The 21122-nt window shown below is 63.3% G+C and carries 18 protein-coding genes; 3 read left to right on the forward strand and 15 right to left on the reverse strand.

Annotated features, from left to right (window positions below):
* Positions 1-38: 38 nt before the first annotated feature.
* From SM753_RS18940 to SM753_RS18955, 4 genes are all read right to left on the reverse strand, one after another.
* A complete protein-coding gene (locus tag SM753_RS18940) occupies positions 39-743 on the reverse strand; it encodes a 5-formyltetrahydrofolate cyclo-ligase (protein WP_323192699.1) in 705 nt (234 codons plus the stop codon).
* Between the two features lie 57 nt (positions 744-800).
* Positions 801-1532, reverse strand: a complete 732-nt coding sequence (locus SM753_RS18945) for a hypothetical protein (protein ID WP_323192700.1) — start codon at positions 1530-1532, stop codon at positions 801-803.
* A 90-nt stretch (positions 1533-1622) separates the two neighbouring features.
* Positions 1623-2051 (reverse strand): adenylyltransferase/cytidyltransferase family protein, encoded by a 429-nt coding sequence (locus SM753_RS18950; RefSeq protein WP_135535550.1) that lies wholly within the window; start codon positions 2049-2051, stop codon positions 1623-1625.
* A 2-nt stretch (positions 2052-2053) separates the two neighbouring features.
* Positions 2054-2572: a Mov34/MPN/PAD-1 family protein gene (locus SM753_RS18955; protein ID WP_135535549.1), complete on the reverse strand. Its 519-nt coding sequence runs from the start codon at positions 2570-2572 to the stop codon at positions 2054-2056.
* 111 nt (positions 2573-2683) lie between these two features.
* Here SM753_RS18955 and SM753_RS18960 point away from each other — a divergent pair, with 111 nt between their 5' ends.
* Entirely contained in the window at positions 2684-4576 is a 1893-nt protein-coding gene (locus SM753_RS18960; protein WP_323192701.1) for an OB-fold nucleic acid binding domain-containing protein, read from the forward strand.
* A 111-nt stretch (positions 4577-4687) separates the two neighbouring features.
* Here the strand turns inward: SM753_RS18960 and SM753_RS18965 are convergent, their stop codons facing one another.
* The 3 genes from SM753_RS18965 to SM753_RS18975 form a co-directional block, all read right to left on the reverse strand.
* Positions 4688-6373 (reverse strand): phospholipase D-like domain-containing protein, encoded by a 1686-nt coding sequence (locus tag SM753_RS18965; RefSeq protein WP_323192702.1) that lies wholly within the window; start codon positions 6371-6373, stop codon positions 4688-4690.
* 51 nt (positions 6374-6424) lie between these two features.
* The gene (locus SM753_RS18970) at positions 6425-7723 is read right to left on the reverse strand and encodes a HEAT repeat domain-containing protein (protein ID WP_323192703.1); all 1299 of its coding nucleotides are present in this window, start codon (positions 7721-7723) and stop codon (positions 6425-6427) included.
* A gap of 89 nt (positions 7724-7812) precedes the next feature.
* Positions 7813-8526: a protein sorting system archaetidylserine synthase gene (locus SM753_RS18975; RefSeq protein WP_135535546.1), complete on the reverse strand. Its 714-nt coding sequence runs from the start codon at positions 8524-8526 to the stop codon at positions 7813-7815.
* 112 nt (positions 8527-8638) lie between these two features.
* On the opposite strand from SM753_RS18975, the gene SM753_RS18980 reads away from it, so the two are divergent.
* Entirely contained in the window at positions 8639-9070 is a 432-nt protein-coding gene (locus tag SM753_RS18980; RefSeq protein ID WP_323192704.1) for a plastocyanin/azurin family copper-binding protein, read from the forward strand.
* A gap of 80 nt (positions 9071-9150) precedes the next feature.
* Here SM753_RS18980 and SM753_RS18985 read toward each other — a convergent pair whose 3' ends face one another.
* From SM753_RS18985 to SM753_RS19005, 5 genes are all read right to left on the reverse strand, one after another.
* Positions 9151-11991 carry a vWA domain-containing protein gene (locus SM753_RS18985; RefSeq protein ID WP_323192705.1) on the reverse strand — a complete coding sequence of 947 codons (2841 nt, stop codon included), beginning with the start codon at positions 11989-11991 and terminating at the stop codon, positions 9151-9153.
* 170 nt (positions 11992-12161) lie between these two features.
* A complete protein-coding gene (locus SM753_RS18990; protein ID WP_323192706.1) occupies positions 12162-13154 on the reverse strand; it encodes a glutathione S-transferase family protein in 993 nt (330 codons plus the stop codon).
* Positions 13155-13454: 300 nt separating this feature from the next.
* Positions 13455-14627, reverse strand: a complete 1173-nt coding sequence (locus tag SM753_RS18995; RefSeq protein WP_323192707.1) for a hypothetical protein — start codon at positions 14625-14627, stop codon at positions 13455-13457.
* An 11-nt stretch (positions 14628-14638) separates the two neighbouring features.
* Positions 14639-14764 (reverse strand): hypothetical protein, encoded by a 126-nt coding sequence (locus tag SM753_RS19000; protein ID WP_259371292.1) that lies wholly within the window; start codon positions 14762-14764, stop codon positions 14639-14641.
* 105 nt (positions 14765-14869) lie between these two features.
* Positions 14870-15244 carry a hypothetical protein gene (locus SM753_RS19005; protein WP_323192708.1) on the reverse strand — a complete coding sequence of 125 codons (375 nt, stop codon included), beginning with the start codon at positions 15242-15244 and terminating at the stop codon, positions 14870-14872.
* 222 nt (positions 15245-15466) lie between these two features.
* Between SM753_RS19005 and SM753_RS19010 the strand changes: the two genes are divergently transcribed.
* Positions 15467-18556 (forward strand): methyl-accepting chemotaxis protein, encoded by a 3090-nt coding sequence (locus SM753_RS19010; protein ID WP_323192709.1) that lies wholly within the window; start codon positions 15467-15469, stop codon positions 18554-18556.
* On the opposite strand, the gene SM753_RS19015 is transcribed toward SM753_RS19010, so the two are convergent.
* The 3 genes from SM753_RS19015 to SM753_RS19025 are packed head-to-tail and all read right to left on the reverse strand — an operon-like array spanning position 18553 to position 21118.
* Positions 18553-19356 carry a protein-glutamate O-methyltransferase CheR gene (locus tag SM753_RS19015; protein ID WP_323192710.1) on the reverse strand — a complete coding sequence of 268 codons (804 nt, stop codon included), beginning with the start codon at positions 19354-19356 and terminating at the stop codon, positions 18553-18555. The genes SM753_RS19010 and SM753_RS19015 overlap by 4 nt on opposite strands.
* On the reverse strand, positions 19353-19874 hold the full coding sequence (locus tag SM753_RS19020; RefSeq protein ID WP_323192711.1) for a chemotaxis protein CheD: 522 nt from the start codon (positions 19872-19874) through the stop codon (positions 19353-19355). The genes SM753_RS19015 and SM753_RS19020 overlap by 4 nt, the downstream gene beginning before the upstream one ends.
* Positions 19871-21118: a chemotaxis protein CheC gene (locus SM753_RS19025; protein ID WP_369335382.1), complete on the reverse strand. Its 1248-nt coding sequence runs from the start codon at positions 21116-21118 to the stop codon at positions 19871-19873. Before SM753_RS19025 ends, SM753_RS19020 begins: the two co-directional genes overlap by 4 nt.
* Positions 21119-21122 lie beyond the last annotated feature (4 nt).

Consider the following 21122-nt stretch of genomic DNA (forward strand, 5'->3'; position numbering starts at 1 on the left):
TCGACGGCCAGGCAGTTGTGCTTTAGCCGCAGTGCGAGTTACGGTCTGCGCTCCCGAAGAACCGGTATCTCGGCTATCTTCTCCTCGTCGAGCGTCTCCCAGTCGATCCCCGCAGGCCGGACGTTCTCGCCGGACGTCTCGACCGTTCGCTCCGGCGTCATGACGTAGTCCATCGGTACGTCGTGCGCCGAGGTCGGCAGGGGACCGTCAGCGACCTGAATCTCGTGGACGGTGGTGGCGACGGCCGTCGACGCGTCGACAAGTCCCACCTCTCGGAGGAGGGCGAACTCCAGGTCGCTGTACCCCTCGCCTTTCCCGATGCGCGCGCCGCGGTCGTCGACGACGACGCTCCCGCTCACGATGAAGTCGATACACTCCATCTCGTCCGGCCCGACCTGCACGCCGAGTTCCGACGAACCCGAAATCGTCGTCGCCGTGTCGTAGTCGTCGATGCAGTCGGGGTCGAGTTCGAGGAAACACTTCTCGTCGCGCAGGCGTGGGACCGCCATGTACACCGTCTTGCCCGCCTCGAGGGCGCGCCGGCGGACGGGGCGCTGGGGAGAGTCGGGATTGGCCTTGACGGCGTCGGCGGCCTGCCACACGTCCAGTTCAGCCAGGCGCGCTGCCGCCTCGTCAGCGCCGGCGAAGTTCGGAATGCGGCCGTGGGGAGGAAACGGAAAGCGCGCGTCCCCGCTCTCCTCGAGTCCGTCCCACGTCCGCTCGCGGAGTTCCTGCTTGTCCATACAGAGACGTTCAGAGGGCGGCCCCGTATCTCTGTCGTCACGGTGACGGGTCGTCTGTCACTCCGGCGGCGCTGTCCGCTCCGCGGCGTCGGCGAGTACGTCGAGAAACGCGGGGTCGTACGTCTCCTCGACGTGGTTCACGTTCCACAGGCCGGACGTACGGATCGCGTGGCTTCGGCTGTCCCGCCCGAGCCACCGTTCGTCGCGGGGATCTATCGTCTCCGTTCCGACGTTGCTGACGAGCGCTATCGCGTTGCGTTCGACGAACGCGCGGTCGCTGTCCGGTCCTGGTTCGTCGTCCAGGTCGACCCAGAGAAACGGCTGTTCGCGGATGTACGCGCTAACTCGGCGTTCGAGAACGTACTCCTCGTCGCGGACCGCGTCGCGGTCCCGTTCGATACCGGCCCAGCGCGCGTCCCACGAGGGGTAATCCTCGCGGAGACCGTACCGCTCGATGATCGCTTCGCCGACGCGCTTGCGGTACACCGACCCGCGGTGGTTCCCGCCGTGGGGATGGCCGCTACTGCGAGCGCCCGTCCCGTAATGCTGTTTCAGCCGGTCCCACAGCGTCGTCCCGCTTCCGGCAGAGACAGCGTGGGTCCCGACGCGGGTCAACCGCCGCTGGTCCCCCGCTTCTCGGCGCTCGCCCGGTTCGAAGAAGAAGTAGACGCCGCGGTCGGGCCAGTCCATACGGCCGTGACAGTCCTTCAGTTTCCGCGCTCCACCGACCGCCGCCTCGACTCGGTCGAGGATATCGTAGAACCGGTCGAGGTCGTCGCGTCGTGTCATCCGGCCGAGGCTGAGCTCGCTAGGCACTAAGTAGTATCCCAACTCGTCGGGACATCGAAATCCCGCGTCCACCACGCGACTGCGCCGCCGTCACCCGCGTTCGTTCAGGATCCGCTCGATTATCCGACCTGTCGAGAGGAGTTCGCCCTCGAACCGTGGCTCCCGCGCAGACGCGCGCTTGACCTCGCAGTCGATCCCCCGCCGTCGCAGTTCGTCCTCGATAGCCGCCTCGTCGTGGTGCTGGTCGTGGCCGAGCACGATGTAGTCGGGAGCTATCTCTTCGATGGGGACGAAGATGTCCTCGCGATGGCCCAGACGGGCGCTGTCGACGACTTCGAGAGCGTCGACCATGTCCCGGCGCTGGCGGTCCGGCAGAATCGGTTTCGCCTTGTGCGTCACGTTCTCACGTCGGGCGACGATCACCTGTAGTTCGTCGCCCAGTTCCGCCGCCTCCTGCAGGTAGTGAACGTGACCGGGGTGTAGTACGTCGAACGTCCCCTGTGCGATAACTGTTGTCATATTTATCGTCGTCGGCGTTCGTCGTCGCGGCGCAGTTCGTCGTCGATGTCCATCTGGGTGAAATCGAAGAAGTCCTCGGCGTCGGGAACCCTGACGTCGACGACCTCCAGGTCTCGCGGGTCGCCGTTCCGGTCGAAGGCTTGCCAGTCAGTCCGGCCGTACGGCGCGCCGATGATGATGTGAACGTCGCCAGAGCCGAACGTCCGAAGGTCAGCGTCGCTCGGGCGCAAAACGCCGTTGGGGTGCGAGTGGACTGACCCGATCGATTTGACGTCGTTCGGTTTCATGCTCGTCTTGACGGTCGCGCTGACGCTGTTCGATTCCGTGCCCGGGATCACGATGACGTCCGTGATGACGGTTCCGTCCCGGTTCAGCCCCAGTTCCCTGGCGTCGGTGCCGCGGAGAAATCCCATGTACTCGTCCGGGTGTGAGTCCTCCGAGGATTCGAGGACGAACTCCAGCGTCTCCTCGGCGATCCCCAGAATCTCGCCCGACCGGAACAACGACCCGAACAGGCCCATGTCCCTGACTCGGGGATTCCGGATGCTAAACGTTCCGGATGCGGGCCGGCCACGGGGATGCCGTGCGTCTTAACAAGCGTTAAACCCGGGCCCGCCGAAACGGCAAACAAGATGACTACAGACGATACCGGCGGGAGCGCCGGCGACACTACTGTCTACGATCTCACAGCGGACTGCACAATAGAGGATATCGAGGAGGGGAAAGCGTATCTCGCGACGGTAAACGGTGTCGTGGATTACGGCCTCTTCGTCGACCTCTCGGACAACGTCTCCGGTCTGGTCCACGAGTCGAATCTCTCGGGCACGTACGCCGTCGGCGACGAACTCGTCGTCGAACTCGGTCAGGTCCGCGAGAACGGTGACGTCGCATTCGAAACAGTCGACGTCGACGAATACGACACTACCCCGGTCGAACACGAGTACGAGATCGCGGACGCGGGCGACCTCGACGAGCGTGTCGGCGAGACGGTTACCCTGGAGGGCGAAGTCGTCCAGGTCAAACAGACCGGCGGGCCGACCATCTTCCACGTCCGCGACGAGACCGGGATCGTCTCCTGTGCCGCGTTCGAGGAGGCGGGCGTCCGCGCCCACCCCGAAGTCGACGTGGACGATGTCGTCCGAATTGGCGGCGGTGTCGAACGCCGCGAGGACGCGATCCAGGTCGAGGTCGACTCGCTGGAGGAACTCGAAGGCGACGACGCCACGTCGGTTCGCGAGCGACTCAGCGCGGCGATGGAGGAACGCGCCGAACCGCACGACGTCGACCCGCTCACCGATTGGCCCGAGTTCGAAAAGCTTCGCGACGACCTCCGCGAAGTCGCTCGGCTCCTGCGCGAGACGGTGCTGGAGAGTCGCCCCATCCGCGTCCGGCACCACGCGGACGGCGACGGGATGTGCGCCAGCGTCCCCGTCCAGTACGCGCTGGAGCAGTTCATCGAGGACACCCACGAAGACCCAGAAGCGCCGCGGCACCTCCTCAAGCGCCTGCCCAGCAAGGCCCCGTTCTACGAGATGGAGGACGCCACCCGCGACCTCAACTTCGCGCTGGAGGACCGCGCCCGCCACGGCCAGAAACTACCGCTCCTCCTGATGCTCGACAACGGTAGCACGGCCGAGGACGTTCCCGCCTACGAGAACCTCGCCCACTACGACATCCCGATCGCCGTCGTCGACCACCACCATCCCGACCCCGACGCGGTCGGAGACCTGCTCGACGCCCACGTCAATCCGTATCTCCACGACGAGGACTACCGCATTACGACGGGGATGATGTGCGTCGAACTCGCCCGGATGATCTACCCCGACATCGAGGACGAACTCCGGCACGTCCCCGCGGTCGCCGGTCTTTCGGACCGCTCGAAGGCCGACGCGATGAGCGACTACGTCGACCTCGCCCGCGAGGAGGGGTACGACGAGGAGACGCTTCGCGACATCAGCGAGGCGCTCGACTACGAGGCTCACTGGCTCCGCTACGACGACGGCCGCCACCTCATCAACGACGTGCTCAACGTGGACTGCGACGACGAGGAGCGCCACCGCGAACTCGTCGACTTCCTCGCCGACCGCGCCCGACAGGACGTCGAGGAGCAACTCGACGCCGCGATGTCTCACGTCGAACACGAAGCGCTCGACAACGGCGCACACCTCTACCGCATCGACGTGGAGAACTACGCGCACCGATTCACCTACCCCGCACCGGGCAAGACGACCGGCGAGATACACGACCGCAAGGTCGAGGAGACCGGTGACCCTGTCATCACCATCGGCTACGGACCGGACTTCGCCGTCCTCCGGTCCGACGGCGTCCGCCTCGACATTCCGACGATGGTCTCGGAACTCGACGAGGGTATCGTCGGCGGCGGCGTCAGCGGCGGGGGTCACCTCGTCGTCGGTTCGATCAAGTTCGTCCAGGGCCGCCGCGAGGAGGTCCTCGACTCCCTCGTCGAGAAGATGGCCGCCGCGGACATCGACGAGGAACTGTCGAGTACGGTCCAGCGGGACTGAGACTGTGGCTGTGATTGTGTAGATACGCACATAACGTACCGTGCTGTTTGCGACCGGTGAATCGAGCAGTTTTTCACTATCCTCACGTGCTTACAGCAGACAGGCTGACCGCTACTCGAACTCGATCTCTCTTCGTCCGTACGCCGCGGCCGAAAGCGTCACCAGAGCGAGCGCCGCTGCGACCCCAGCGGGCACCCGCGACGCCCCGCCGCGCCAGTCCGCACGGAACAGGCGGGCGTAGTAGTGTCCCACCTCGTCGCCTACGAGGACGAGGGCGACCTCGCGGTTCTCCCGGAGCGAGTTGTTGTTCCAGTTGACGCTCCCCAAGACGACCCGCCGCTCGTCTATCACGACGCCTTTCGCGTGGATCTTCTCGTACCGCGAGCGTGGGTCCGCGACGCGAGCCTCCAGATCCAACCCCTCGCGCTCGGCGAGCGCGTTCAGCCAACGGACGCGCTTCCGGTTTTCCTCTCGGGCATACCACGCGCCGGATAGCAGGACCCGCACGCGGACGCCGCGGCGCGCGGCGTCGACGGTCGCCCGCACGGGCGGCGTCTCCCGGCCGCCGAGCGTCACCTGCTCGACCAGGACCGACTCCTCGGCGTCGCGGATCTCTCCGACGATGCCCGCTTCGGCGTTGTCCGGCGCGGTTAGTAGGCGGACGCGCTCCACGGAGACGTTCTGCGGTGCGAACCGCTCGGGGTAGGTCTCCCGAGAGGCGTTCCCGTCGACCGGATCGACGTCTTTGCGATGTGTTTCCCAGGCAACAGTGTCGCCGGCCTCCCAGTCCCCGCGGAACACGGCGGCGAGGTCTTCGGCGACGGCGGCGTCCCGGACCAGCGCGCCCCACCCTCTGTTCGACCCGCCGCCGGTACCCGAGGGCTTCCAGTTCTCGGTGAGCACCAGCGCCCGGTCGTCGACGACGGCGTATTTCGGGTGGTGAAACCGGTACCGCTCGCGCTCGCCGCCGGCGACCCGCACGGTCGCGTTGCTCTCCGCGAGGCGGTTCAGCGCGTCGACCTGTCGCTCGCTCGTCCCGCCGACTGGGCTGTCGTCCACGAGGACGTGGACATCGACGCCGCGCGCGGCCGACCGTTCGAGTTCGCGGACCGCGCGTTCCGAGGACAGCGTGTATCCGGCGAGCAGTATCCTGTCGTCGGCACCCGAGAGCGCTCGGACGGGAACGTCCGGCGAGTCTGGCAACGTGAACACCTCGACGCCGACCTCGGCGGTAACCGCGGGTGAGTGGTTGCTCGCGCCCAGCGGGACCCACCCGTCGGCCGTCCAGCGTTCACCCTCTTTCGAGCGGTCGTAGGTTACCGCGTCGACCGTCGTATTCCCGCGTCGGAGTTCGACCGACTCCCCGCCGTTTGCGAGTTCGAGGCGGTCCCCAAGTGCCAGAACCCGACGGTCGGTGAGGTTGCGGGCCGCCGCGGGGTCAGGGCTGACGGCCACTTGTCCCTCGACAGTGCGATTCGGGAGGGGCACCGCCGTCTCGCCGTCAGTGATCGACCACCCCGCGAGGTTCGTCGGTTCGGGAAAATCGACTTCGACGAATTCGCCGCGGTCACCCTCGGCGATGGGATCGGGATAGACAGCGACGATCCGGGGGTCCTCACACTGCCGGCTGTAATCCCTTGAAGCATCGCGGACCACCGGAGGTCCGAGTATCGTTCCGAAGGTACAGCCGACAGTATCAGACGCGCGAACGGAAGCGGTCGCCGCCGGGACAGCGCCGCCGCTTGCGGGAACTGCAAGCGCGACCAGCACGAGGACGGCCACCGTACGCGAGAGCACGGCGGCGTTGGCCGCCCCTTCAGTGATAAACCTGTGGAGAGGAGAGTTCCGTCAGACTGCCTTCTCGGCTTCGTTCTGGACGCGGTAGGCCCGGTCGTCGGCGTAGTCGCCAAGCACTTCGAGCGCCCGTTCGGTGCCGATCTGGTTGAGCGCCCAGGCGGCGCTCGCGCGGACCGTGTTCGACTCGTCGTCGTCGAGCACGTCGGCGAGGGGGTCGATAGCGCGGGTGTCTCCGAGGAGACCGAGCGCGCGGGCGGCGTGGCTTCGGACTTCCTCGCTGTCGGCGTCGAGGGCGTTCGCGACCGCCTGCGTCGCGTCCTCGCTGCCGATCTCGCCAAGCGCTTTCATCGTCACTTTCCGGAGGCCCGGGTTTCCTTCGTCGCCGACGTATTCGACGAGCGTATCGACGGGCTCTTCGCTACCGATCTTTCCGAGGACCTCGATAGCGTCCTTGTCGCGCTTGTTCGCGCGCTGGAGCATCGGCTCAACCGCCTCCTCGGGGCCGAGGCGCTTCAGCGCGTCGAGGCAGTGGTCCTCCATGAAGTCGGACTCGAAACTATCGAGCGCAAGGAGGACCATGTCGGCGCGGCCGCGTTTGGTCCACACCTTCAGCGCGCCCCATTCGGGCGGGTAGTCCTTGCGGTGGTCGAGCACGTCATAGTATCCCTGGGCCTGTAGCTGTTCGCGGACGGAGAGGTCGTCCCACTCCTCGGCCTCGTCCAGATCGCTCTGGAGTTCGCCGGTCGCGTCGATCAGTGCCGCGATGGTTTCTGCGTCTGCGTCGGGGTCGAGGTCGGCCGTCTCGACGGCTGTCCCGGCGTCTTGGAGAGCGGCGGTCAGCTCCTCGATCGATTCGCCCGCGAGGGTGACGGACTCGTCGAGGATGTCGTCGACGCTCTCGACGAACGATTCGACGGCCTCCGCGACTTCGCTCTCGCCACGGTCGGTCCACTCGGTTTCGGCGACGGTCGTTTCGGCCGACTCGATGTCCGCGACCACGTCTTCGGCGTAGGGGCCGCGTGCTTCCTCTAGCTCCGACTCGAGGTCCTCTTTCTCGCTTTCTATCTCCTCGGCCGGCGCTTCCTCGTCCTCGTCGTCGGGTTCGGGAAGGTCGGCCGATTCGAGGTCAGATTCGAGCGATTCGATCTCGGCCTCGACGTCGTCCAGGTCGTCCTCCGTCTCGGCCTCGTCGAGTTGCGCCTCGATCGCGTCGAGTCGCTCGCGGAGTGACTCGACCGTGACCTCAGTGTCGGGGAGCGTCTCTTCGTCGGCGGGTCCGTCGTCCGCCGTCTCTTCTTCTGCCGGTTCTTCGTCCGGCGTCGCTTCGCTCTCGTCCTCTTCACCGCTCATGCCGACACCTCCAGCGCGTCCCTTCGGCGCGCGGCGACTGCCGACGGCGCACTCGTGTTCATATACCTGCAACTGTGTCTGTACGCCCCCTAAGCGTTTCCGTTCTCGGCCGACTCTACGTCGCGCCAGTAGAACCACGGACTGAGCGCGAGATACGCGATTCCGAGCGTTAGCAAGGCGTACGGGAACGTCCGGCCGAGAAACTCGGGAAAGAGGACGGCCAGCGAGTGGACGACGCCCATCAGGAGTGCGTCCCGGGCGAGGAGGTCGGGGTAACGGACCGTCGACACCATGAGGTAGACGAACACTGCCGTTCCGGCGAGCAACACCTGCGGTTGCGCGATGCCCGCGAGCACGGCCGACGCGAGGATCGTCGCCGCGAGCGTACTGGGGGCACCCTCCGTCGACGCCACGGCCGTGTCGTACGCCGTGTACATCCCCAGGCGCGTCACGGCCATGGCGACGAACAGGGCTGGGAGTCCGACTGCGAGTACCGTCTCCGCCGTGGGATCGACGAGCGAGAACGCCCACTCCGTCCGGACGGCAGCGACGACGACTGCGGCCGGCGCGACGGCAAAGGAGGCGACGTCCGCGAGCGAATCGAGATACTCCCCGGCCGCCGACCCGCCGGCCCAGCGGGCAACGACGCCGTCTAAACCGTCGGCGATAGCCGAGAGCAAGACGAGTCTCGCCGCAACCCGAGCGTTCACGGGCGCGACGATGACGGCGACGAAGCCGACGACTGCATTGAACACAGTGACGGCGTCGGCAGGACCGAGTCGCCCGACGAACCGCGGTTGCATACTGTCGGAGTTGCGTACCGCTCCCTTACGCTTTTATGTTCTACCCCGCAGGCGCTCCGGTCGGTCGTGCCGAACCGGCGAGCATATGTCGTCGCCGACCCGACACGGGAGTATGAACCGCCGCACGTACCTCGCTGGCCTGGCGGGCGGAGGCGCAACGGCCCTCTCCGGATGTCTCGCGTCGCTCGGCTCCGCCGGCGCGTCCTGCGACGGCGACTGCGATATCGGCATGACCGCCTCGGCGTTCGACCCGCAGCAGTACGAAGTTACTGTCGGCGAGACAGTCACCTGGAAGAACACGAGTTCGAAGGGCCACACTGTCACCGCCTACGGCGGCCAGATCCCCGAGGACGCGGCGTACTTCGCCTCCGGCGGCTTCGAATCGGAAGATGCCGCACGGGAGGGGTGGAGAGAGAGCAACGAGGGAGTTCTCACCACGGGCGACTCCTACGAACAGACGTTCGAAGTCGTGGGGGAGTACGACTACGTCTGTCTCCCCCACGAGGCTGGGAGAATGGTCGGTACTATCGTCGTGACGGAGTGATTCGTCCGGTCCGGACGCGACTCGGGAACTGAACCGCTACCCGTATTTCTTCGAAACGAAAGCCGCCCGGAACCGACTAATTAGCCGTCGTCGCCGACATCGACCTGAATCGGCGAGATGTCGATCACGTACTGATTGTCGTCGTCCGGATTCGCGTTGCTGTTCGATCCGCCGTTACTTCGGTCGCCCGCGTCGGCGTCGTACAGGAACACCGTGTAGTCGGTGTGGCTGGCGTTCGGATTGTCGAGTTCCATCACGATGATCGCCTGGTCGTCGCCGAGGTCGAACTCGCCGCCGCTGTGGTGGTCGTCGTCGAGAATGCTCTCGATGTCGGGTTGCCACCACGCGGTCGACAGAGTCGGCAGATCTTCGCCGTCAGTGTATATCTGGTGGTCAGACTTCGAACTGTTGTCGACGTCGTCTATCGTCCCGCTCGTCCCGTTACACGTCGTGTGTGCGTACGTGTCGCCGTTGTGATCCGATTCGAGTCCGGTGTCAGTCCCGTTGGTACAGTCGACCGACCGCGCCGAGAACGACAGCAGAGAGCCGACAGAGAGGTTGTCGACTCTGAACTTGACGGACCCGCTCCGCGTCGGGTCGTTGATGGCACCTCCGGGCCCGTCGGGGTCGACGGGACCGTCGGCCGCGGACGGGTCGAGGGAGTACGTCTTGCCACCGATCTGGACTTCCGTCTCTACCGTCTTGTGTTCGACTGCGCGAACGCGGTCTTGGGTCACGTTGCCGGCGATCTGGTCGAAGATCTCTTCGAGGTTGCTCGCTTCGTCGACGTAGTGGTACTCTCCGTCAGTTTTGTTCGAAACTTGCTTGAGTAGCGTCTCGTTCGCCCCATCTCCGAGACCGATCGTGTAGATCGTGATATTCTCGTCTGCGGCGTTATCCGCCTTTCTGAGGGTCTTTCTGTTTAACGGCCCTTCTGTTCCAGATCCTTCGTTGTTCTTCCCGTCGCTGAGTAGAACAACGACCTGATCGTCGTTCGAACTCGATTCCAGTTCAGACACCGATTGTTCAATACCGGAGCCGATGTCCGTACCGCTATTTGCGCGACCCCGAACTTCACCCTTGACGTATCCCAGATCGTGGTGGAGTCCGACGACGGTTTCGGCTTCTGTGTTGAACTCGACGAACCCCGCTCTGTCGCCCGCACTGGAGTTCAGCGCGTCGATGAAACTCCGGGTAGCGTCGACACGACGTTCGTTCGGGTCGCTCCCGACGGGCCCGTACTCGGCGTCTCGTACTTCGACTGTTGAATCAGGATCGGTTATCTCATCGCCCGGGGAATACGTCATCGAGCCTCCCCAGCCACCGTCGGTTCGTACTTGAATACCGTCCGGTACAGTGTACTTAGTCCCCCAGTAGTCCTTAGAGATACTTTCCCACTCGATGTCACTTCTGGCCGTTTCGGTCCAGTTACTCGTCCCCTGCCACGCGCTGTATCCCTGATCCATCGAACCGGATTTGTCAAGGACGAACATCACGTCGAGTGGCGGACGCTCACCGATGCTCTTGTTGACTGTCCGCTCTTCGGCGATCTCCGTCCCGAGGAGTTCGATCGTCCCGGACGAACTGTTCAGTCGGAGCGCGTTTTCGTCCTCGTCCTCGGAGATGACGCCGCAACCGTTCCGGCCCTCGCCGTCGACGTTCGGACACTCGTCGGCGTACTCCGGGACGCCGTCATCGTCGCCGATTCGCAGGTATCCCGTTCGTTTGCTGTCGTCGTCGTCGTTCAGTTTCACCGTCGCGTTGTAGTTGCCGGCGCTGCCGGGGTTCGTTACCTTCCCGTCTTTGCCGTTGCGGTTCTGGCTGCCGAATTCGAGGGCGATCGTGTCGTTAGCGTTGATCTGGACGCTATCGTCGAATTGGAACTCGATCGTGTTGTCACTCGTGTCCACGCTGTAGCTATCGATGTGGTTCTTCAGGTCTACGGTGCCGCCGTCGGCGCGATAGATCTTGGACCGGTTTTGGTTGATGTGTCCACGCACACCGGGGCCCTTGCCCTCAAGATCGGCCAGATCAGTCTCGCCGTCCTCGTACTTGATCTTGATACCTTCCAGTGTGTCCCCGGTGATCCCGTCCGATTCCTTGACGCCAAACGTTAGTTTGTGACTCGTATCCGCGCCTGCAGTGTTGTTCACTGCGACCAGCAGGTCGTCGTGGCCGGGAACTCCGATCGGACCGCCCTTGCCGAGTGGCAGGTCACGGACTACCACCGTCTGGTTGCCGTCGTAGACGGTGACGTTGCCGGAATCGCCCATCTTTGTCTCGAAGTATCGCCCCCACGCGTCGTAGTAAGTGCTGTTCTCGACCGTGATCTGGAGGCTCCGAACGCGGGTTACGTTCCCGTTGCCGTCGTCGCGGCAGAACATTTCGTTCGTTATCGTTTCTTGTCTCTCGCGCGTCCACGTCTTGTTCACCGCCGCGGTGGTTTCGCCCGAGTTGTCGATCCGACCCGTGAGGTTGGCGACGCTGAAGTCGAACGTTCGATACGTATCGCCGTCGATACGCTCGGACCGGTACGAGATCGACGGCGGCGACACCATCGTGCTCCCGCCGTTCGTTTGCTTCCAGACGCCGCCACCCTGATACGCGACGCGTTCCCCGTTGTCGTTTTCGTACTCGAACGAGTTGAGCGCCAGATTCGTCGTACAGTCGTCCCTGTACGTACCGGTTTCTGTCCACCCGTGGATAGTGAACGTCATCTCGCCGTCGGCGACGATCGAGACCTCGTCGTCAGCGTTCATACGCAGTTCAGTCGACCCTTCTCCGCGAGATGACAGCGAAGCAATGTCTGACCGAACTTCCTGCATCGACATCTCCGCGGACTGGACCTCGTTTTCCTGTTCTATCTGTTCAGTGGCCATTCCGCCGATGAGGAAGATAAGCGTGGCCCCCAGGAGAACCATTCCAAACAGTATGACGAGTCCGAGTGTGTTAGACGCACCTCGTTCGTCCTCCGATGATGGTAGATGTCGGTCCATAGCTACGTACCTTTTGAACTTCAAATATCTCCAACATAATAAATTTGCCTAATATAAACGTCGGAAAACAATAGATCAGTTGGAGAAAGAATCGACTACCGGTCGAGAGCGGCGGGCGGACCGCCGGGGAGGCGGTCCCGGTCGTGGTCCACGGTGAAGTCGATATCGGGACCCGCGGGAACGATCTGCTTCGGGTTCAGGTCAGTGTGACTGCGGTAATAATGCGTTTTGATCTGCTCCAGGTTCACTGTCTCCGCTACTCCCGGGAGTTGGTACAGTTCGCGCAGATAGCTCCAGAGATCGTCGTAATCGGCGATCTGCCTGACGTTACATTTGAAATGGGTGTGATACACGGCGTCGAACCGGATCAGCGTCGTAAACATCGCGATGTCGGCCTCGGTGAGGCGGTCCCCAGCGAGATATCGCCGATCCGCCAGCATCTCGTCCCAGTGGTCCAACGCGTCGAACAGTTCCCCGACTGCACGTTCGTACGCCTCCTGCGTGTCAGCGAACCCGGCGCGGTACACCCCGTTGTTGATCGGTTCGTATATCTCGTCGATGATCCGGTCGATATCGTCCCGATACCCCTCCGGGTACAGGTCCACGTCGTTGGTGGCAATATCGTCGAATGCCAGGTCGAACATCCGCATTATCTCTTCGGACTCGTTGTTGACGATAGTCTCTCGCTTACGGTCCCAGAGAACGGGAACGGTCACCCGGCCTGTGAACTCGGGGTCTGCCGCAGTGTACACCTCACGCAGGTAATCCGACCCGTGTATCGTATCCGACGTACAGTCCTCTTTCTCCGGCGAGAACTCCCAGCCGTCGTTCTGGCGATACGGATCGACGACGTCCACGGAGATAGCGTGGTCTAATCCCTTCAACGCCCGGGTTACGAGCGTACGATGCGCCCACGGGCACGCGAGAGAAACGTACAGATGGTATCGGCCCTCTTCCGGGGTGAATTTCGCGCCCGGGGCGTCCCGGACCCAGTCTCGAAACGAGGTCTCCTGACGTTCGAACTCACCCTCCTCGTTCGTCGATTCGTAGGCGTCGGTCCGCCACTCGCCGTCCACGAGCATGTTCATGGCTGACGATCAGCGTCCGACAGTGAAATGTTCAGTGCCTCCGGAACCGGGAAACCGCGTGACTAACGGTAAAATAACAGCATCCTCGCGTAAATTATCCGATTGTGAATAGTAAATAATAAATCAGTGGCGCTGAAACTCAATTTCGCTGAGGGGTGAAAGACGATGGCAGTCGAAGCGGTGATAGCGTCGGTGAGCGACTTCCGACGTTCGAACGACCGTCTTCGTGTCGGCTCGACGGGGATCCTCCGGGGCTTGATCGCCAGTTGGGTGTCAGGTGAGTGGGCGTACAGTCCCGTTCTACCAATCACCCTGAAACATTACACGAAGGCCCGACTGTCCCGCTAGTTCGCGAACTACCGCTTTTGCCGAGGATGCATCGAGCGTCGCGAGTAGACAGTAGCCGTTCGAGAGGCGTCGATGCGACCGCATCTCCGTTCCGTTCGGATGAACGGGAGTGCGAGCGAGCACCGCTCGACCCTTCTCGTCGCTGGCGTCCGGACGCCACGGTAAGGTGAGCCGAGAGTCCAGAGCGTATCGGTCCAACAGGAGTTCTATCGCGTTCGCCATCGCTCCGACGGGGTCTTCGGTACCGACAGCGCCGACCGATGTCCGCCCGTCGAAAACTCGGACGACGTACTCACCGCCTTCCGTCGTCGCGGACGAGGCGGACCTGCCGTCACCCGGGGAACTACCCGTCGGGCCATCGTCGCCCGGCGATGCGTCTTTTCGCCCCGTCGCGGCAGGGTCGCCGTCAGTCGAGTCCGCCGAGTTACCTGCCGTCGCTTTCGAGGGCCTCGCCGCGCCGCCGTCGTTCACGGCCGCGTCGTCCGGTCCGAGAGCGACGAGCAGGTCGTCGACGAACCCGTCGACGATGGCAGCGATCTCGTCCGTCGCCGCACCGTCGGCAGCCGCGACCAGAGTTTCGGTAAGAGTCTCTGCCACGGCCTCTCTCCGCTTGGCGATACGTTCGGCAGCTATGCGTCGGTCCGCAGCCGGCCGGCGGGATTCGACTGCCGCCTTCGTGTACATCGAAACGGCGTCTTCGTGCGAGGGAAATCGGTCGAGTCGACACTCCAACCGCTCTACGTCGTCACCGTTTCTGGCGAGGAAGACGAACGACCGGCCGTTAGTGAGGATTCCCCAGTCGACACCGCCGGCGGTCATTCCGACCTCCAGACGGTCAATATCCGCTTCGCGGAGCGAATCCTCACAGGGAACAACGTCTACGAAGACGGCGGGCCGGTCATCGACTCGAAGCGCGTAGTCTACCGGGTCGCGGTCCGGAACATTCACGTCCGCTTCGACTTCCGGAAGGCGAACGTCCCATCCGAGCGCTTCGAGAAAGGGCTGGACGAGGCGGAGTTCGGTGTTCCGCAGCGAGAGGTCGTCCGATTCCGTGACTGCGGTGTGGGCGCGTTCGACGTACTCCCGCATGTCCGTACCGGTCATCGACTCCTCGTTGTCAGTCATCGCAGTTGTACTTAGGGGTAAAAGAGGTCGGCGTGGTCGAACTGTCTGCCGCAGTCCGGGCACTCGTACTTCGTTCCGTTTTCAGTCTCCACGACGGTACCGCAGTCGGGGCAGTCTGATCCGTTGACGAACGTCATTCGCTCGTAGATGAACAGAGGGGTGACAAAACGTTACCGGTCAGACCACCTGTCGGCTGGACGGGACGCCCGTCGCCGCCACCGAGAAGTCGTTACTACCGAGTACTACGGATTGTCCTCGTTCTGGGCGTCCAGTCGATCACCGACCTGTAGTGCGTTCTCCGCTGGCGAGACGGCGGCCAGCAACGAGTCGAACTCCACGACCCGAAGAGCCGTTAGTTTCGGAAGGTGGTCGTCGTAGATCGTCCCCTTGATCGCTTCCGGATCGCCCGCGTCCGCGTTCCCCGAGCCATCATTGCCTTCCCGCAAAGCGATCTGCCGGGCGATATCGACGACCGGAACCGGATCCTCGGCCGCCAGAACGTGCGTTAGGAGCATACGCCGTCGCGGTGACTCGAGCACCTCGTCGACGACTGACTCCGGTAGCGGGCGGTCCGGACTGTTCGTCGGTTCGTCCGCGTCGGGCGTGTCGAGGGACATGTTCGAACGATCCGTCCCAGAGGGTAAATACGGTACCACGTATCAAATAACCTGTACGCGCCGAGTTCGGTCGCTTTTCTCCGGCCGTACACGAGTAGCACCCAGTTCGCTCGTACAGTCGTTTCGCGCGCGATTTCCCCGAAAGAACGACTACGCAACGGGATATCAGTCGTGATAATAGCCGGTGAGGATTTATGTGGTACTAGCGATGGTATGGACCATATGATAGGCGGCCTGCGATCACTAGTTCCGAAGTTTATAAGGCGAAGATACGCACTCAAGTTCGGAATCGTTCTGCTCATTCTCGGCCTGTCTGTCGGTACGATCGGGTACGTCGGTACCGCACAGATAGAGAATCAGGTGACCGAGGACGTGAACAATGACTACGCGGATCTCGCCCAACAAGAAGCGAACAACATCGAAAACTGGAACCAGCGAAACAAACTCCTGACCGAATCAGCCGCATCCTCCGCGACGGTGACGGGCGGCAACACGAGCGAGATTGACTCCGAGCTCAACAGACGTCAGGGGACGCTCGGGAGTGAAGCCCGAAGCATCGATTACGTCAATATGGTCGACGACGAGATCGTCGCGAGTTCCAACAGCGACCGCCAGGGAGTCGGAATTGATTCTCTCGACGAGCCGTGGACGGAGGACGTAAACGCCAGCATGGGGATGAACGTGTACGTCTCGGATATCTACAGTAAGGACGGCAGCGCGTATATTACGTACGTACAGGCAGTCCCCGAAAGCAGCAGTAACGCGATAGCCTACACGTTCAGCGCCGACCAGTTCTCGACTCGGTTCCAGAGCGAAGGGAACGACGAAGTCGTGACTATCGTCGCCGACCGTGACAACCGCATCCTCTTCGACGACGTCCCGATAACCAAAGAGGGCGACCAGTACGGCGCCACGTACTCGGCGAACAACTCTCTCGTCACCAGTGCCGCACCGAAAGGACAGGTGACTGTCATCGACGAGCCCACCGAAGGTCTCAGTGACAGCTACTACGAGATGGGCTCCGAAAAATACGTCGTGGGGTACGCGAGCGTCGAAGGAACCGATTGGGTCGTTCTCACCCACGAGTCGACCGACAACGCGTACGGTATCGTCGGCGACATCTCCCAATGGGGGATACTGGCGACGCTCGGCGGGGTTCTCCTGATCGGACTCGTCGGGGCCGTGGTCGGTCGTAGCACGTCGTCGGCGGTAGACCGCCTGACCTCCAAGACGGAGCAGATGGAGCAAGGGAACCTCAACGTCGAGTTCGAGACCGCTCGGATCGACAACATCGGTCGGCTGTACGAAGGGTTCGGGAGCATGCGTAACGCGCTCCGCGAACAGATTCAAGAGGCGCAGGCCGCCCGCGAGGAGGCCGAGCAGGCCCGCTCGCAGGCCGAGCAGATGAACCGGCATCTGGAGCTCAAAGCCGACCAGTACAGCGAGATCATGCAGGAGTGTGCGGACGGGAACCTCACCGCACGGCTCGACCCGGAAAGCGAGAGCGACGCGATGACGGACATCGCCGAGGAGTTCAACGAGATGGTCGACGAGATCGAAGAGACCACCGAGCAGGTCAAGAACTTCGCGAACGAGGTCGCAACCTCCAGCGAGGAGGTCACGGCGAGTTCCGAGGAAGTTCGCTCCGCGTCCGAGCAGGTGACCGAATCCATCCAGGAGATTTCGGACGGCGCGGAACAGCAAAACGACTCCCTGCAGTCCGTGTCACAGGAGATGTCCGGCCTCTCGACGACGGTCGAAGAGATCGCTTCGTCCTCGAACGAGGTCGCCGACATCGCGGAGCGGACCGCCGAAACCGGCCGCCAGGGTCGCCAGGCTGCCGAGGAGGCCATCGAGGGGATGCGCCAGATCGAAGACGAGTCCGAACAGGCCGTCGACGAGATCGAACAGCTCGAAGCCGAGATGGAGCAGATCGACGAACTGATCGACTTCATTACGGAGATCGCCGAACAGACCAACATGCTCGCGCTGAACGCCAACATCGAGGCCGCCCGGTCCGGCGAATCCGGTGAGGGTTTCTCCGTCGTCGCGAGCGAGGTCAAGGAACTGGCGGAAGACACGAAAGACGCCGCAGAGGAGATCGAGGAACGCCTAGAGCAGATCCAGGACCAGACCGAACGGACCGCGGAGGAGGTCCAGCGGACGAGCAGTCAGGTGGCCCAACACACCGACTCTGTCGAGAACGCGGTGGACGCGCTCGAAGAGATCGCCGGATACGCACAGGAGACTAACACCGGCGTTCAGGAGATCAGTGCCGCCACGGAGCAGCAGGCGGCCTCCACCCAGCAGGTCGTCGCGATGGTCGACGAGGCCGCGACGATCAGCGAGGACACGACGAGCGAGGCGGAGAACGTCGCCGCCGCCGCGGAGGAACAGACCACCGCACTGACCGAAGTGTCCCGAAGCGCAAGCGATCTGGCGGAACAGGCAAGCCGCCTGAGCGAAGCGTTGGACCGCTTCGATACCGACGCCGACGCCAGCATGGACTCGTTCGAACCGGACGACGACCGGCCGGACGACTCGGCAGACGTGTCCGACATCACTGCGGCGGCCGAAGCGGCCGCCAGAAGCTCGGAACCGACGCCGGAATCCGAGGACACCCCTGACGCCGAATCCGCTGACTCCGACGGTGACACGGAGGACGAGGTCGTCGCACAGTCGACGCCGCAGACCGACACCGGGCAGGGTGCCGTCGAGTTCTCGGCGGGCGAATCCGACGAACCGGACGCGTTGGCTGGCGAGAACGAGACGGCGGAACGCACCGAATCGAACGGTCACACCGACGAGAGCGCGGATATCGCACTCGGCGATGAGGGCTCCGATTCGCAGACCGCCGGGTCTGACGCGGCCACGGACTTCGACGACGAGTCCGACGACCCTCTCGTCACGTCCTCGGACGGGGAGAGCGACACCGCGGCGGACGCGGTGGCCGCTCCCGCACCTGACGACCAGGAGAGCCAGGATCCGCTCGCTGACGACAGCAACGGCACGCCGGACCCGCTTGCAGACGACACTGACGATACGTCGGACCCGCTGGCGAACGCCGGAGGGGCCGCCGACAGTGATGACACCAGTTCGCAAGCGGACGACGACGACGCTCTCGGCCTGGAGTTCGAGACGACTGACTCCGGAGTGGAGGACGAACCGGTCGAAGACGATGGGGCGGTCGACTCTGAAACGGACGATAGCGAGGCGGACACCGACGACGAGTCCGTAGACGACGCTGCGGAGAGTGATGACGACGAGAACGACGACATGTTCTCGTTCGTGCAGGACGAACCGGAGGATTAGTCGCGCCGGTATATCCGCAATCGGCCGTCGAGAACTTCGAACGCGCCTTTTAGATTCGGCGGGATCGTTTCCGCTTTACCGATGACCAGATAGCCACCGGGTCGGATCGATTCGGTGAGCGTCTCGAGGATCGGTTGCTTGTACTCGCTGTCGATGTAGATAAAGAGGTTCCGACAGATAACTAGGTCGAACCCGGCCTTTGGCTGGTCGTTGATCAGGTCGTGATGTTCGAATGTAACGTGTCGTTGGATCTGGTCCCGGACCGAGAACATGGTGTCCTGCTGCTCGACGAAGCGGTGAAAGTTCGACAGAAAGTTCAGTTGCTCTTGAATGTCGATAGTCCGTGTCGTCTCGTAGACGCCTGCTCTGGCGGAGCGAAGCGCCTTGTCGTTGATGTCCGTAGCGAGGACGTTCAGTTTTTCCTCGTCGGTCCGAGGGTCGTCGTGGGCCAGCATCGCCAGCGAGTACGGTTCGCGTCCGTCCGCACAGGCGGCGCTCCAGGCGTGTATCTGCTCTTTTTCCGCCGACAGTTCGCGGAGAACGGAACGGATGCCCTCCCAGACGTCCTCGTTCCGAAAGAACCCGGTGACGTTGATGCTCAGGGCGTCCAACAGGGCTTCCCGTTCGTCGGTGTCCGCTCGCAGGACCTCGAGATACTCGTCGTAATCGTCGGACCCCGTCCGCCGCATCCGGGATGCGAGGCGACGTTGGAGGTAGCTATCGTTGTAGTGACTCGTCGCGAAGTCCATCTCGTCTTCGATGAACCCGGCGAGTCGCGTGAACGACTCGTCGGTGCTCACAGTTCTGTCACTCCGCTCTCGTCCTCCGAGGAGTTGATCGATAGCGTCCCGTTACCTGCGTCGAACTCGACGGTGCGTCCGCGCTGTCCGCCGACTTCCTCTGCGACGATCGGGACGCCGAGTTTGTCGAGTTCCTCGCGGGCCGCGTCGACGTTGCGTTTGCCGACGGCCTCCCCGAAGCTCTCGAACTCGAACATGTCGCTCCCCCCGGCGATCTTCGCTTCGACGGACGTGTACGTCGCCCCCGCTTCGACCATCTGTCGAAGCATCGCCCGAATAGCAGTGTCCGCGAACTTTCCCGGATTGCCGTCGCTGTCCTCGTTCGAGTCGCCGTCCGGAAGCATCACGTGGGCGAGTCCGGCGACTCCGGAGTCGGCGTCGTACAAGGCGACGGCCAGACACGACCCCAGTCCGTACGACTTCAGCGTCACGTCTTCCGCGGTGATGTAGAACTCGGAGATGCCGACCTGAATCGGGTCCGGAGTCGGCGCTCCCGGTTCGCTGCCGTACGTTTTCATGTATCTGATTCGACCTCGTCGACCGGGAACTCCGCGGTCGTCTTCGCGTCCTCGACGCGGTCCACGTCGAGGTCGTTCAGCGCGCGCTCCAGGTCGTCTTCGTTCGGAATGGCGTAAATGTCGCAGTCGAACGCCCGGTCCGCGGCCTGGATCTGGGTGTCGAAGACGAACGCGTACTCCTGGTTCTCGCCGAGGTCGATCACGACGGGGTCGATGACCGCCGCGCCCATGTCGTGGATGAACTCCGGCGGCGAGTGGTCGATGGTCGTGTCGAGCACGTTCGCCCACCCGTCGAGGAAGCCGCTGGCCATGATATTGCCCAGTTCTTTGATGGCGCTCGTTCCCATCTCTCCGAACTCGTCGTCGGGCGGCGACGGCACCGTCGCCTCGACTATCTCCCGCGCCGACGCCTCGTCGAACAGGAACAGGAGATAGCCGCTCGGCGTTCCGTCGAAGGAGAACGCGACGCCGACTTTCTTCTCGTTCGCTATCTCCTCGGGGATCGTCTCCAACGAGACGAAGTTGAGTCGACGGATCTCGACTACCGTCTCGATGCCGGTCAGCGTCGTCACCGCGCTCGCGACTTCCGTCGCCCCCTGCTGGGCGAGTTTGTCGAATCCGACCAGTTTGTCGTACTCGATGCCGTCGCTGCCGTCGACGCGTTGGCGCTCTAGGATTTCCGACATCGAGTCGTGTTCGGGAAGCAGGTAATGCTTGTATCCGATCTCTCTGCCCACCGCCTCGATCTGGCTTCGGAACAGGAGCGCGAGGTCCTCGTCGCTGGGGGCGGTTTCGAGGTCGCCGAAGAACGGCTCGGCCGTCTCGCCCTCGATGAAATCGGGCGTGGAGACGTCGATCACCGTTCCGAGAACGTCGGCCCACCCGTCGATGAACCCGTTGGTCATGATCTGACCGACCTCCGTGACAGCGCTCTGGTCCATCTCGTCGAACTCTTCCGACGCGGCCTCCTTGACCAGCGTCTGTACGACCTGAAGGGCGGCGTCGCGGTCGAAGATGATGATCGAGTGCCCCTCCAGGCCGGCGCTCAGTTCGACTCTGACGCCGACTTTCTCGGAGCCGTCGTCGATCTCGGCGCGGATCTCGGAGCCGCGCATGAAGTTGAGTTTCGTCACGCCGACGCGAGTCTGGGCCCCGGTCATACTCGTGAGACGACCGGCGGCCAGGCCCGCGCCTTCGCGAGCCATACGGTAGAACGTACCCAGCGCATTGACATCTAATTTCATCTGA

Origin of the sequence: Halostella sp. PRR32 (assembly GCF_034808085.1) — an archaeon.
GTDB classification, from domain to species: domain Archaea; phylum Halobacteriota; class Halobacteria; order Halobacteriales; family Natronoarchaeaceae; genus Halostella; species Halostella pelagica.

Coding starts and splice junctions, on each gene's coding strand:
- SM753_RS19000 (WP_259371292.1), bottom strand. CDS start 14,764: ATGACGTTCGTCAACGGATCAGACTGCCCCGACTGCGGTACCGTCGTG.
- SM753_RS18985 (WP_323192705.1), bottom strand. CDS start 11,991: ATGGTTCTCCTGGGGGCCACGCTTATCTTCCTCATCGGCGGAATGGCC.
- SM753_RS18990 (WP_323192706.1), bottom strand. CDS start 13,154: ATGAACATGCTCGTGGACGGCGAGTGGCGGACCGACGCCTACGAATCG.
- SM753_RS18945 (WP_323192700.1), bottom strand. CDS start 1,532: ATGACACGACGCGACGACCTCGACCGGTTCTACGATATCCTCGACCGA.
- SM753_RS18940 (WP_323192699.1), bottom strand. CDS start 743: ATGGACAAGCAGGAACTCCGCGAGCGGACGTGGGACGGACTCGAGGAG.
- SM753_RS18995 (WP_323192707.1), bottom strand. CDS start 14,627: ATGACTGACAACGAGGAGTCGATGACCGGTACGGACATGCGGGAGTAC.
- SM753_RS18955 (WP_135535549.1), bottom strand. CDS start 2,572: ATGGGCCTGTTCGGGTCGTTGTTCCGGTCGGGCGAGATTCTGGGGATC.
- SM753_RS18970 (WP_323192703.1), bottom strand. CDS start 7,723: ATGAGCGGTGAAGAGGACGAGAGCGAAGCGACGCCGGACGAAGAACCG.
- SM753_RS19025 (WP_369335382.1), bottom strand. CDS start 21,118: ATGAAATTAGATGTCAATGCGCTGGGTACGTTCTACCGTATGGCTCGC.
- SM753_RS19020 (WP_323192711.1), bottom strand. CDS start 19,874: ATGAAAACGTACGGCAGCGAACCGGGAGCGCCGACTCCGGACCCGATT.
- SM753_RS18950 (WP_135535550.1), bottom strand. CDS start 2,051: ATGACAACAGTTATCGCACAGGGGACGTTCGACGTACTACACCCCGGT.
- SM753_RS18980 (WP_323192704.1), top strand. CDS start 8,639: ATGAACCGCCGCACGTACCTCGCTGGCCTGGCGGGCGGAGGCGCAACG.
- SM753_RS18975 (WP_135535546.1), bottom strand. CDS start 8,526: ATGCAACCGCGGTTCGTCGGGCGACTCGGTCCTGCCGACGCCGTCACT.
- SM753_RS19005 (WP_323192708.1), bottom strand. CDS start 15,244: ATGTCCCTCGACACGCCCGACGCGGACGAACCGACGAACAGTCCGGAC.
- SM753_RS19010 (WP_323192709.1), top strand. CDS start 15,467: ATGATAGGCGGCCTGCGATCACTAGTTCCGAAGTTTATAAGGCGAAGA.
- SM753_RS18960 (WP_323192701.1), top strand. CDS start 2,684: ATGACTACAGACGATACCGGCGGGAGCGCCGGCGACACTACTGTCTAC.